Annotated in this window: 16 protein-coding genes; 15 read left to right on the top strand and 1 reads right to left on the bottom strand. The window is 46.1% G+C overall.

All coding sequences use genetic code 11. The features are described 5' to 3' along the window. Nucleotides 1–95: 95 nt before the first annotated feature. The 5 genes from JGK20_RS16070 to JGK20_RS16050 all read left to right on the top strand — a co-directional run bounded on the left by JGK20_RS16070 (nucleotide 96) and on the right by JGK20_RS16050 (nucleotide 3,110). The gene (locus JGK20_RS16070; RefSeq protein ID WP_293186232.1) at nucleotides 96–320 is read left to right on the top strand and encodes a tetratricopeptide repeat protein; all 225 of its coding nucleotides are present in this window, start codon (nucleotides 96–98) and stop codon (nucleotides 318–320) included. 213 nt (nucleotides 321–533) lie between these two features. After that, on the top strand, nucleotides 534–1,013 hold the full coding sequence (locus JGK20_RS16065; protein ID WP_293231346.1) for a hypothetical protein: 480 nt from the start codon (nucleotides 534–536) through the stop codon (nucleotides 1,011–1,013). Between the two features lie 17 nt (nucleotides 1,014–1,030). Further along, nucleotides 1,031–1,513 carry a hypothetical protein gene (locus JGK20_RS16060; RefSeq protein ID WP_293198907.1) on the top strand — a complete coding sequence of 161 codons (483 nt, stop codon included), beginning with the start codon at nucleotides 1,031–1,033 and terminating at the stop codon, nucleotides 1,511–1,513. 291 nt (nucleotides 1,514–1,804) lie between these two features. Beyond that, on the top strand, nucleotides 1,805–2,221 hold the full coding sequence (locus JGK20_RS16055) for an aspartyl protease family protein (RefSeq protein WP_293192696.1): 417 nt from the start codon (nucleotides 1,805–1,807) through the stop codon (nucleotides 2,219–2,221). Between the two features lie 379 nt (nucleotides 2,222–2,600). Further along, nucleotides 2,601–3,110 carry an N-acetyltransferase gene (locus tag JGK20_RS16050; protein WP_293192693.1) on the top strand — a complete coding sequence of 170 codons (510 nt, stop codon included), beginning with the start codon at nucleotides 2,601–2,603 and terminating at the stop codon, nucleotides 3,108–3,110. Between the two features lie 35 nt (nucleotides 3,111–3,145). Here JGK20_RS16050 and JGK20_RS16045 read toward each other — a convergent pair whose 3' ends face one another. After that, nucleotides 3,146–4,723 (bottom strand): adenylate/guanylate cyclase domain-containing protein, encoded by a 1,578-nt coding sequence (locus JGK20_RS16045; RefSeq protein ID WP_293192690.1) that lies wholly within the window; start codon nucleotides 4,721–4,723, stop codon nucleotides 3,146–3,148. Nucleotides 4,724–4,810: 87 nt separating this feature from the next. On the opposite strand from JGK20_RS16045, the gene JGK20_RS16040 reads away from it, so the two are divergent. The 10 genes from JGK20_RS16040 to petJ all read left to right on the top strand — a co-directional run bounded on the left by JGK20_RS16040 (nucleotide 4,811) and on the right by petJ (nucleotide 12,015). Then, the gene (locus JGK20_RS16040) at nucleotides 4,811–5,071 is read left to right on the top strand and encodes a hypothetical protein (protein WP_293186221.1); all 261 of its coding nucleotides are present in this window, start codon (nucleotides 4,811–4,813) and stop codon (nucleotides 5,069–5,071) included. 297 nt (nucleotides 5,072–5,368) lie between these two features. Then, complete coding sequence (locus tag JGK20_RS16035) at nucleotides 5,369–6,190, top strand: A24 family peptidase (protein ID WP_293231344.1); 822 nt, start codon at nucleotides 5,369–5,371, stop codon at nucleotides 6,188–6,190. A gap of 255 nt (nucleotides 6,191–6,445) precedes the next feature. Then, nucleotides 6,446–7,771 (top strand): transposase, encoded by a 1,326-nt coding sequence (locus JGK20_RS16030; protein WP_293186215.1) that lies wholly within the window; start codon nucleotides 6,446–6,448, stop codon nucleotides 7,769–7,771. A gap of 24 nt (nucleotides 7,772–7,795) precedes the next feature. After that, nucleotides 7,796–8,008: a hypothetical protein gene (locus tag JGK20_RS16025; protein WP_293186213.1), complete on the top strand. Its 213-nt coding sequence runs from the start codon at nucleotides 7,796–7,798 to the stop codon at nucleotides 8,006–8,008. A 297-nt stretch (nucleotides 8,009–8,305) separates the two neighbouring features. After that, nucleotides 8,306–9,259, top strand: a complete 954-nt coding sequence (gene accD, locus JGK20_RS16020) for an acetyl-CoA carboxylase, carboxyltransferase subunit beta (protein ID WP_293186211.1) — start codon at nucleotides 8,306–8,308, stop codon at nucleotides 9,257–9,259. Between the two features lie 205 nt (nucleotides 9,260–9,464). Next, on the top strand, nucleotides 9,465–9,590 hold the full coding sequence (locus JGK20_RS16015) for a hypothetical protein (protein WP_293198911.1): 126 nt from the start codon (nucleotides 9,465–9,467) through the stop codon (nucleotides 9,588–9,590). A gap of 377 nt (nucleotides 9,591–9,967) precedes the next feature. Continuing rightward, entirely contained in the window at nucleotides 9,968–10,159 is a 192-nt protein-coding gene (locus JGK20_RS16010) for a translation initiation factor IF-2 (RefSeq protein ID WP_293156461.1), read from the top strand. Between the two features lie 149 nt (nucleotides 10,160–10,308). After that, on the top strand, nucleotides 10,309–10,797 hold the full coding sequence (gene psbV / locus JGK20_RS16005; protein ID WP_293186209.1) for a photosystem II cytochrome c-550: 489 nt from the start codon (nucleotides 10,309–10,311) through the stop codon (nucleotides 10,795–10,797). Between the two features lie 248 nt (nucleotides 10,798–11,045). Continuing rightward, nucleotides 11,046–11,546 (top strand): photosystem II cytochrome PsbV2, encoded by a 501-nt coding sequence (gene psbV2, locus JGK20_RS16000; RefSeq protein ID WP_293186207.1) that lies wholly within the window; start codon nucleotides 11,046–11,048, stop codon nucleotides 11,544–11,546. 130 nt (nucleotides 11,547–11,676) lie between these two features. After that, nucleotides 11,677–12,015, top strand: a complete 339-nt coding sequence (petJ, locus tag JGK20_RS15995) for a cytochrome c6 PetJ (RefSeq protein WP_293186205.1) — start codon at nucleotides 11,677–11,679, stop codon at nucleotides 12,013–12,015. Nucleotides 12,016–12,262: the final 247 nt, after the last annotated feature.

Below are 12,262 nucleotides of genomic sequence, written 5' to 3'. Positions count from 1 at the left end.
ATTCTAATAATAATTTTTTGTACGGCACTATACTTGATTTACTTTTTTATACATCATACTTAGTGTACCACTTGTTCGACCTTAAGTAAACCGTATTGCTTTATAAATCCCAAGGAAGGTACTCGGAAGCGGAATCGCTGTATTTTGATGCAGCGGAAATTATTCGCACCAAATTGCCAGAAAATCATCCTAAAGTTCTCATGTGTTGGAAAAATTATGTTGGATTGTGTCGGGAAGGCATCAGCAAAGGAGATTTGACATATGAGAAATTGCAAGAACATCCTTTCGGGGAACAGTTATTAGCAGAACTTCAGGAATAACAGAAAATTGTATCACTTCCGGTAGTATCGGAATGATATCATAGCGATTGCGATTGCTTCGCTAAGAGCTCGCAATGACATACTTATGTATTTTCCCACTCATCTACTTACGGACTGTAACGAAGTATTCTGATGAAAATCTGCTTTCTGGACTCTTGCGTAAGTGCAGGTTAAGATGGTGGAGATATCAGTAGGAATTAATGCCAAATTGCTATGTTAGTCAAGTCGCTGTCAATTAAACCCCTCTCCAGATTATTAATGGTTTGTGTTTTTGCGATCGCCCTTCTCCTCCTGGGCCCCCATCCAGCCAAAGCCGAATCGCGAGAACAAGCCGTCGATCGATTGACAGACTTCCTATTCTACAGGGTAAATCCTCAACTAAACAATCGCAAACTCCAAACGGACGATCGCGAATATAGCAATCAATGGCAAAAATTACGCGAGGCGATCGATCCGCGAGTCAAGTCGGTACAAGAAGTCTGCTTCAGAGTCTCGCCACAAGACAAAGGATGGGAATTCACAGTAATTAACGGCGAAACCTACGAGCAAACTTACGATCGCCTCGCAGATACAATTTTTTACAGCCGCCATCCTCAACGGACTGGACAGCCAATTCCTACAAACGATAAAATTGGCATCAGCGAATGGTCAGCAATTCGACGCGAGATGTTTCTTTCTAATTGTGGACTATAAGACTGGAGCGCATCACTATGCTAATTAAATCGCGATCGATCGAGTCAATCTCGAAGTTTTCCGCAGTGTGTATGTTAACTTTTGCCATGTTTCTCGGCCCAAATCTAGACTGTGCTACAGCGCGGGATTTAGAATCACGAACTCAAGCCGTGGATAATCTTACGGATTGGTTTTTCTACAAGGTTAATCCTCAATTAGGCGATCGCAAATTGCGATCGGACGATTCTCCTATCTACATCCGCGAATGGAATGCGATTCGCCGTACAGTCGATCGCGAAATGATTGCTACACCAGGAGATTGCGCCGGTGATGCTTTCTGGGACTTCGACTATCGTTCTCACGGGCGATCGCTTGTTAGCGGAGCCCTCGAAGAGGATCGCATTGCAGATACAATTTGGACTATCCGCGATCCATCGGGTGACAAAACTCGCGCAGATGTTTCTAAACAACAATGGAAGAAGCTGAGACAATCAATATTTAGAGAGCATTTTTGCTATTAATGTGCAACATTTGTCAGCAGAAATTCAGCAAAAAATAAAAATATAGCTCTCAGTTACAAATATTGTTAAAATATAGAATATGCACCCTAGGTTGTATATTTTTCTATCAAAAGTCAACGAAAACAGGGGTGCATCTGGTTTTGGAAGAGGGCGAAGCATGACCGCCTATAAGTTATTAGTTATAATCCCATATTGATTGCGGTCATGTTTCGCCCCTACGGATATATTCGCCTTGCGCCAGATGCACCCGAAAACAGAAAACATTCTATAGAAAAATAAAAAAATAAAAAAATGGGCAGAGTTACCGCAACAATAACCGTGACCAATCACATTGATGAAATCCTGGGAGAAAGAGGGTTCATCCCCCCAGAGCAAATACGCTCTATCACCATCGATAACGTCTTAGTCGATACAGGAGCAACTCGACTCTGTTTGCCAGCAGATATTATCAGTCAGTTAGGTTTAACCCTAGTTGGTGAAATCCAAGGAAATACAGCAATAGGAGCCAGACAATTTCGTCTGTTCAAAGATGTCAGTATTGCCGTGGCTGGCCGGGAAGGCAGATATGATTGTGTAGAAATTCCCGCAGGAGAAGAACCTTTACTAGGCTTAATTCCCCTCGAAGATTTGGGTTTAGAACCGGACTTGAGAAATCAGCGGTTGATTGTTTTGCCGGCAGAGGGAATGCAAAGCTATATTCGAGTGTAGCTTTCACAGGAATTATACCAATTTCAAACATCCTTGCTACAATAATTGATGTTGAGTTTGTTTTATAAAATATTGTCTATGGTGCGTCGCTCGATAGATTTTTTGCCTCTTTTTGGATACTATCGAGGACGACACACCCTACCAATATCGTTGGTGCGTCGCTCGATCGATTTTTCGCCTCTTTTTGGATACTATCGAGGAATCCACACCCTACCAATATCTTTGCATTGGGAGCATCTCATTTTTATAAAAAGCATTTTTTTCTTATAGTGCGAGCGTCCCCGCTCGCGTATCGTATAATACGCGAGCGGGGACAGCACTATTAAATGCAAAACTGAGATGCACCCGTTGCATTGATTTCTCATTCTTGGTATTAGCTATGGATATCCGTACTGAAAAGCCAGAAGATTTAGCAACTGTTCGCAATGTCAATATTGTGGCATTCGGGCGAGAAAATGAGGCAAATTTAGTCGATCGCCTGCGGGGAATTGCATCTACATTTTCCTTGGTTGCGGTACAATCGGATCGAGTAGTCGGACACATTTTCTTCAGTCCGGTTGTCATCGCAGGAGAATGTTCTAGCACTTTGTCAATTCTGGGGTTGGCGCCAGTCGCAGTTTTACCAAACTATCAGCGGCAAGGTATCGGATCGCTGCTGATCCGCGAGGGTTTAAAACAGTGCGCCCGATCGCACTTTCAGGCAGTGGTTGTGCTGGGATCTCCTGATTTCTATTCGCGTTTCGGGTTCGTTCCTGCTAGTAGCAAGATGTTGCGATGCGAATATGATGTACCTGATGAAGCTTTTATGGTGTTGGAGTTAGAAAGAGGTGCTTTGCAGGATTGCAGCGGAACGGTGAAATATCGATCGGAGTTTAGTCTGTGCGAGTAGCCAATAATACCACTTGCCTAGGTCTTAAAATTTATTTAAACGCTGCCTTTTCCCCTCTCCACCTTTGAACCGTGCAGCACAAAAGCCGGAGTCAGAGCAGATTTGCCCTTCAAAGAAACAGATCCCAAAGCCTCGCAATCGAAGTTTAGCCCGATCGACTCAAACACCCTTTCGCCAATCAAAATTTCATTTTCCCCCGCCTTGCTCATCAGCCTAGCAGCCGTATTCACCGTATCGCCGAGGATATTAAACTCCCTGCGCCCTCGCGGTTCCCCAACCTCAGCAGCAAACACAGGGCCCCGAGACAGCCCAATTTGACAGCTTACTTTCACATTTTCACCGCCGATAACGATCGGAGGTAAACTGGCAATTAGATCCCGAATTGCGATCGCCGCACTCGCCGCGCGACGTGGATCGTCGGTATGAACGTCCGGTACACCAAAATAAATCAATATATCCGAACCGTCTAAATGCGCCGTTACTTTTTGCAAGACGCCCCCTTTCGCGGACACCACAGCATCAATTAGCGCAAACACGCGAGAACAGCCCAATACCAGATTAGCTTCCTCCGCTGGCGTTGCTTTGTCCACCAACTCCGGTAAACCGATCAAGTTGACAAACATCACCGTCGGTTCGGGAAAATCCGGCGGGATTTTCCGCCTGTCGGCATTTTCAACCAGCAGTCTCAAGATGGTTTTGGGAATATAACTAGCAAGGGGTTCAACCCGCTTCACAGCTTCCTCAATTTCGCTCACCAAACCCGATACCGTGCGATCGAGCAATATCGAACTTGGCATCCGCCGCCCAGTCAAAGTAATATCGTACTCTCCGAGTAGATCGTCCGTGAAATCATCTGCCACCAACAAATAACCGGGCTTCCACGATTCAAAACGAAATTGCTCCCCCAAAGACGAACTAGCAGTTTCAGTCAAACACACCCGCCCCACAGTCCCAGAACCCTCAGCCTGCTTGGCTTGCTGGACTGAATGCCCCAGCAGTACGTGAGCCATCCGCAGCGGTGTACCGATATCAGCACTAATATAGCGACCGCAATGGATACCCACCCGCATCCTCAAAGACAAAACACCCCGTGCCGTTTCGATATTGGCAAATTTAGCCATCGCCCGCTGCATCCGCAAACCCGCCCGCACCGCCCTAGCTGTATCCTCCTCTTGGTCAATCCCTCCCAGAAACTGCACCAGCAGCGCATCTCCTGTAAACTCCAGCAAATCCCCCCCCGACTTGCTGACGATTTCAATCATTGAGGCAAAATAGTCGTTAATCACCCCCAACAGCGTTTCAGCGCCCTTGCGCCCCTGGGCTGTGTTTGCTTCCAACAGCGACGTAAACCCAGCTAAATCTGTGAACAGCAAAGTGCCTGTTTGCCATTGGTAGCGAACCTCCCCAGGGTTGGCCGGAGATTCGGACACGGGCCTGGGCACGTAGTCGTGGAGGATGTAGCGGAGACTCCGCAGGTGCTCGAAAACCCCCATTAACGTCGCCGGCGATGGATCTACCCACGCACCAGCGTAGAGTTCAGACGAAAGGAGAGCTCGCAGTCGCAGTTCGATCGCAGCCAAGGGAGGATTGTAAGTTAATGTATTAATTTCCACCTAGTCTATTCTTAAAAAATAAGGTAAGTTCGATCGATCTCAAGCCAAAACCAATAGCTAGACCTATACCATTATCATAAGTTTCCCGTGACCCGATACCAGCCCAACTCAGAACACCGGATAGAAATTTCCCAAAGTCACAGCTTGATCGCTCCCGATTTGATCCGAGTTGCTCGATCGGCCTATGGTATGTATTTGAAAGTGCATTCCGAGCAGATGCAGCGTCCTGCCGGTGTAGTTGTCAGTCAAGGAAGCGATCGAGGTCAGCTAATTTTTGCTTCGCATCCCGTTTTGTTGCCCGGTGAACGTTTTGTTACTTTTGACGAAATTGAATCTCAAATGTATTAGGCAGTTGATAGTTGACAGTTGACAGTTGACAGTTGGTAATTGGTAATTGGTAATTGGTAATTGGTAATTGGTAATTGATAGTTGGTGATTAGTAATTGGTAATTAGTGATTGGTAACACCTTAAAATAATAACACATCGCACAATTGGAAAAATCAGGTTCGTAGTGAGGACTTTAGTCCGCATCAAAATCAGAGAATTTGGATTAGTTACTACAAAGATGATTAGTAATTTACAGGACACAATTTAACAAATAACAACTAATAAATCCCGACATTCAACAGTCAACAGACAACTTAATGGAAATAATATTTAATTCCCTTGTCACCGCGATCGTCTTTGTCATCGGCTCAGCGATCGGCAGCTTTCTAAATGTGGTAATCTATCGGTTGCCTGCGGGTTTGTCGGTGATACATCCTCCTTCTCGCTGTCCCAAATGTTTAAATCAACTCAGAACTTACGAAAATATACCCGTGTTCGGTTGGCTGTGGCTGCGGGGACGCTGCAATCACTGCCGCAGTCGGATTTCTGCCCGCTATCCCCTGGTGGAAGCAGCTATGGGTTTGCTGTTTTTGCTGATCTATTGGCAGTTTGGGGTAAGCGTCCAAACACTGGGGTTATGGACTTTTTTTAGCTGGCTGTTGGCTTTGTCTTTGATAGACTGCGATACAATGACTTTGCCTAATGCTTTGACTCGATCGGGTTTGATACTCGGATTGGTTTTCCAAATCGCCAAGGGTTGGTGGCCGACATTTAGCCCGATCGACTCCGTGCACTATCTGGTACTAGACGGAATTTTGGGAGCAGTTGTCGGATTGTGGCTGTTTGACGCGATCGGACTTGCAGGATCGATCGGCTTCGGGCAGACTGCTATGGGTGGCGGCGATACCAAATTAGCAGCCTTGATGGGAGCTTGGCTGGGCTGGAAACTCTTGCTGCTAGCGACATTTATCGCTTGTTTAGCCGGGGCTTTGGTTGGTGGTGGGGCGATCGCGATCGGATTGCTCGATCGTCGTCAACCCATGCCCTTCGGCCCGTTTCTGGCTCTCGGTGCAGCCATTACAGCTCTCTGGGGCGAACCGATCTTATCTATTTACTTGCAGTTCTTTTTCCCGAATTAGGGTTTGCGATCTACGGTTAGGGAGCGCGATCGAACATAATATCAGTTCAACTAAATCAGCAGGAGTCCCGCGCTCTACTTCCAGGTGAGCGTCGGGAGGAATGCGCGTGAGTGAAGAGATCCGCCCCAAACCAAATCGGTAGCTTTAGAAATCGGAGGGTTCGGGGCGGTCGACTCGCTGTACAAATTATTTCTGCCACACCACTTGCTTTTGCCGTATTCACGAGATACAATATTTTCAGAGTTAGTGAAAGTAATGCCTCAAATAATCACCGCCAAGTTAAAACTCAACCTGAATGCCGAGCAAAAAGCTTTGGTGTCTCAGATTGCTTTAGCCTACCGAGATGCTTTGAACTATACTTCACAAGTCGCTTTTGATACGGGTAAAACCAGTAACGGTCTGAAGTTGCAAAAAGCCGTCTACAACGAGTTGCGAGTTCGTTTTGGACTCGGTGCTCAGATGGCTTGCAACGTACCCAGACAAGTGTCTGGAACCTACAAAACTCTTTGGACTAAGGTAAAACAATCTAACGATGCTATTGCCAAAGGTTATACCAAGAGACGGTACAAAGGGTTGGACAAACCCCCTAAATACATTTCTCGAACCTGTACCTTAAATTATCAGCGGGACTACTCTTTTAAAGCCGAACAGCAAGTGAGTATTATCACGCTGCAAGGTAGAATAGTAGTCCCGTATGATGGCTACAACAAGCATCTAGATTTGATTGCCAATGGTGCCAAGATTGGGGCAGCCAAAATCGTCTATCAGCGTTCTTCTAAGACTTACTACTTAATGGTAAGTATTGAAGTAGAAGTACCTGAAATTAACCCACTAAAAATAACCAGAGTTTCTGGTGTTGATGTGGGTATGCGCTACTTAGCAGTAGAAACAGACTTACAAAACAAGTCGAAATTCTACTCAGGAAAAGACCCGAGACACAAAGCCAACCGTTATCACAAAGCCAGACCAACTCTTCAGCGTAAAGGCACTCGTTCGGCCAAGCGCAGACTAATCGCTTTGTCAGGAAGAGAAAGACGGTTTATCGCTGACGTGAACCACCAAATTAGCAAGGAAATTGCCAAGCCTAACAGCCTGATTGGACTAGAAAACTTGACCGGAATTAGGGATAGAACTAAGTCTAAATCCGGGAAAAAGACTAGCAAGAAGCAGCGTAGAGCTAATAGAAATAAGGCGAAATGGTCCTTTGCCGAATTGCACGGCTATATTGACTACAAAGCCCATCTAAATGGTTCGTTAGCAACTAAAGTTCCGGCAAATTATACATCGAAGAGTTGTCCTAAATGTGGACATACTTCGGATGCTAATAGACCTAACAAAGGGCTATTGTTTCGCTGTGAATGCTGTGGTCACGAGTTACACGCTGATTTGGTTGGTGCACGAAACATTGCAATGAGAGCGTTGCTTGTCCGGCAAGACTGGATGAGTACGGGGAGCTTGTCAGCATCCCCTAATGTATCGGGCAGTGAAACTAAAGCTGAGATTCTATCTAGGTTTTCGGAATTGCGGTGGAGTTCAGATACAAGCCCACATCATAGCGGTACCCCGCTTGATGATGGGTAGTTGACAAATTGGTAAAATTATCCCGTGTCTTGGATTACACTCAAAACCACTAGCTTTCGTTGGGAAGCCGAATTAATGCAGCAGCTCCTGGCGGCTCATCAAATCCCGGCTCGAATTGTAGACTTGGGTATAGCATCTTATTTTGGGGCTGGAAGTGCTACAGCTTTGCAAGTTCTTCCCCAACACCAGCGCACTGCGTCGCTGCTCATCAGTCCTGTTGAAGATGAGCCAGAATAAGAGTGATTAGTTATTAGTCATTAGTCATTAGTCATTAGTCAATAGTCAATAGTAGATAATTGATATCTTTGAGACGAGCATCGGAATAATAACCTTCAGAGTACAGCGCGAGCGTCCAGCAGGGGGAACGCGAGACATTCGTAGTTCAGCGCGATCGGGCAGTCTATAGTATAATTCCTCTGTAGTGCGGACTTGATATTATGACAAATGGCAATTCCCAATTACCAATTACCAATTCCCAATTCCCAATTACCAATTCCCAATTACCAACTACCAATTACCAATTCCTAAGTTTTAATGTCTCTATTTGATTGGTTTGCAAATCGACGAAAATCAGTACCGAATTCCCAAGAACGGCCGGAACGAGAAATTGCGGACGGACTTTGGAATAAATGCACAGCTTGCGATGCCCTGAGTTATACCAAAGACCTGCGAGCAAATCAAATGGTTTGCTTGGAATGCGGGCATCATATCAGAGTTTACAGTGACGATCGCATCGAGCAGTTGATCGACCCCAATACCTGGGTGCCCCTTAACGGAGGTCTGCACGCCACCGATCCGCTGAAATTTCGCGATCGCAAAAAATATAGCGATCGACTGCGAGAATTTCAAGAAAAAACAGGCCACCTAGACGCAGTAGAAACAGGCATCGGCAAAATCGAAAATTTGCCCGTTGCCCTCGGAGTCATGGAATTTCAGTTCATCGGCGGCAGCATGGGCTCAGTTGTCGGAGAAAAACTGACTCGCCTCATCGAACACGCCACGCGGGAACGCTTACCCGTACTCATTGTCTGCGCTTCCGGCGGTGCGAGAATGCAGGAAGGAATGCTCAGCCTGATGCAAATGGCTAAAATTTCCGGGGCTCTAGAGCGCCACCGGGAAGCGAGACTGCTTTACATCCCAATTTTGACCCACCCGACCACCGGCGGCGTCACCGCTAGTTTTGCCATGTTAGGAGACATTATAATTGCAGAGCCAAAAGCTACTGTAGCCTTTACGGGCGGCCGGGTAATCGAGCAAACTCTGCGCGAAAAGCTGCCGGAAAATTATCAAACTTCCGAATACTCTTTCGCCCACGGTTTTGTAGACTTGATCGTACCCCGAACTCAATTAAAGAAAACTCTGGCTGGACTCATCAGCCTCCACCAGCCCCAGCCTTTCTTGGCAGACTCGGAATTCCCCGCCCACGATGCTACCGAAAGCCACCACGCTGTGGCGACACCGACTCACGCTTTCAAGCTTTCTCCCTAAGCTGCTGCGCCGGATGACTCCTGTGGCGAACCGATCAAAATTTTCGACCAAAGTTCAAGCCCCATAAGACACCTGTGGAGTAAATCTCAAATCGAAAAATGGAAAATCGCCCCGTCTGTTGGTGAGTCCGCCAAAGACGAAAATGTCAGAGGAATTCCCCAAAAACCGTGGTTTCTACGAAAAACATGAAGTTTGGTAGCGAGAAATGCACGCAGATACGGGGTTTTTAGTCCTGCGCGCCCAAGTCCTATTGATAATAAAGACGCGGCAATGGGATGATATTGGTTGGAAGTTGATGGAGTGGGAAGCTTGGCTGAGCAAAAATGCTTAGTGTTAATTAGTGATTAGTTAGCTGGCGATCGCACAAAATCTCAGAACAAACTATCAGGTCAGGAACTCAGGGAATCAACGCCACTGAGCTTGTAAGAAATTACAAGCTGTTCTGACCAGACCCCTCGATCGGAACATTACCCGAAAGGGATTCGGAGACAACCATATCTCCACAGAGGGGCAACCATACCCCTCTAACCCCGAAAGGGGATTCAAGGCGGTTGAAACCGCGCCCGTCGTTTTCCTCTCAGGTCTAAAGACTCTGAGTTTCCCACTTACCGAATATTTTTTATGACAGCTAACAGCGCTTTGTTAAATTGTCCAGCTTTCATTCAATAGCCGTCAACTCAATTCTGACCCGTCAGCGACCTGAAAATTATGGGTTTTGCAGACCTGTCCATCGCAGAAATAGCAGAAGACTTCAACGTCCCTGTTGAAGACGTGCTCCGCTTGTGTGATGAGCTGGAAATTGCCTACAAACACCCTCAAACCCGTTTGGCTTTGGAAGATGTTAAGGCAATTATGTCCGCTCTCGAAAAAAGGCGCGACTCAAAACGAATTGCAGATTAGATCGATCGCAAAATTCCTCTACCTTTAAAGGTATGGCTGCACAAACTTTCGCCAGTTGTCACCAAAGAAAGGAATTTTGAACAGAAATCTGTTTGCCAGCTATACTCTCTTAGCGTTCAATAATTTGCCGGATTTTTTTAAGGAGAACCATGCTTAAAAGATATTTCATTGCTCTGACCGCTGTATTCTTGACATTTCAGTTATTTGTCAGCAGCGCGATGGCTGTCGAACTGAGTGCTGAGCTTCGCACTGTAACTTTAAATGACAAGGGCACTCCAGTAGTGCTGAGCCTCAAACAAGTCCAGCAAGGCAAACGCCAGTTCCAAAATACTTGCGCTCAATGTCACGCTTCCGGCATGACAAAAACTGACCCCAACCTCAATTTGAGTCCCGAAACTCTGGCTTTGGCCAACCCACCCCGCAATAATATTGAGTCGCTGGTGGACTATATGAAAAATCCCACGACTTATGACGGGTTTCAAGAAATTTCGGAACTGCATCCGAGCATGAAGAGTGCCGATATTTTCGCTGAGATGAGAAATCTCTCCGATGAAGATTTGTACGCGATTGCCGGTCACATTCTGTTGCAGCCGAAAATTATCTCCCGCCAGTGGGCTGGTGGCAAAGGCGCTCGTTAATTAGTTTGAAATTTGAGATTTTGGATTTTGGATTGAGAGGGGCTGGGATTTGGCAAGGATTGCTGGCTCGCCGTTTTTCTATCGAAAATCTGAAATCTCAAATTTACTTCTAGTTGATTGATTCTCCCCAGTCGAACTCGCTGACTTGAGCTAGCGGACTGGTTGATACTGACGAAAGTCAGAGCGCAACAAAAAAAATTCGATTGTACGAGCAAATGTTAGTGGATTATTGACTTTTCTACGCCTTTATGATGCATCGTGGTGTTTTTCTCTGCTTTCTGTTGGGGATGTTAATTATTTTGCCGCTCCTGCTGCTGGCTCCTCAACCTGTTTTGGCTGCTGGCGATTCTTATGTAACTCGCTATTTGAAAGTTAGCGAACCTGTACCACTGGAATTGGACACGGAGGGACACACTCGGTTGTTTTCAGCTCAGGATTTGTCTGTCGGCAAGGTTTTGTTCGAGCAAAATTGCATGAATTGCCACGTCGGAGGAGCAACTTTGCCCGATCCGATGATCTCTCTGTCTTTGGCAGATCTCCAGGGGGCAACGCCTCCTCGCAGCAACATCAATGGTTTGGTGTCATATCTGAGAGAGCCCATGACTTATGACGGCAGTGAGGAAACTTTTTGGTGCCGCCAAGTACCCGAAAGCTGGATGCCACAGACTGAGGTTGAAAATTTGGCTGCTTTTGTGATCCGGGCGGCTCAGAAAGCTCCAGGCTGGGGCGTGGATAATTTTGAGAGTTGAACTGCCACTGCCAAAAAGTGGTAAATTACTCGGGAGAAAGGAATCGTGCGTGTAGTCGCGATCGCGCCTGTTAAAACAGGTAAAATAACTAAAGAATCAATCTTTGTCTGTCCATTAGAGGAGAACTGCGTTGAAAAGACTCTTATCGATCGCCTTGTTAGCGTTCACAATTTTCACTTTCGGCTTCGGCAGCCCTGCTCTGGCTGGAGATGCTGTTAAAGGATCTAAAATCTTCAGCAACAACTGTTCTGCTTGTCACATCGGTGGCGGGAACGTCGTTATGGCAATGAAAACCTTGAAAAAAGGCGCTCTTGAGAAGTATGGCATGAATTCTATCGAAGCTATTACGACTCAGGTAACTAAGGGCAAAAATGCTATGCCTGCTTTTGGTGGCCGCTTGAAGCCAGACCAAATCGAGGATGTAGCAACCTACGTGCTCGAACAATCTGAGAAAGACTGGAAAGGCTAAACTGCCTCTTTGAAGTCGGACAACCTGGGCGGACTTGATTTAATTTAAAACTTGTCTTCCCGATCGCACCCTCTCTCTCCCTTTGGTAAATAAATCTCGGTTTGCAGCGATCTTAACCTATTTGGGAAAGCCCGCCAGAAATCAGATTTTTATTAGCCCAAGGGCGGGGGAGGGAATTTTATTTTAGATTTTAGATTTTAGATTTTAGATTGAAGATTTTAGATTGAAGATTTTTTAGATTGCTGAT

Source organism: Microcoleus sp. PH2017_05_CCC_O_A (assembly GCF_020738785.1).
Taxonomy (GTDB): domain Bacteria; phylum Cyanobacteriota; class Cyanobacteriia; order Cyanobacteriales; family Microcoleaceae; genus Microcoleus.
This window is presented reverse-complemented; position numbering and strand designations above follow the sequence as displayed.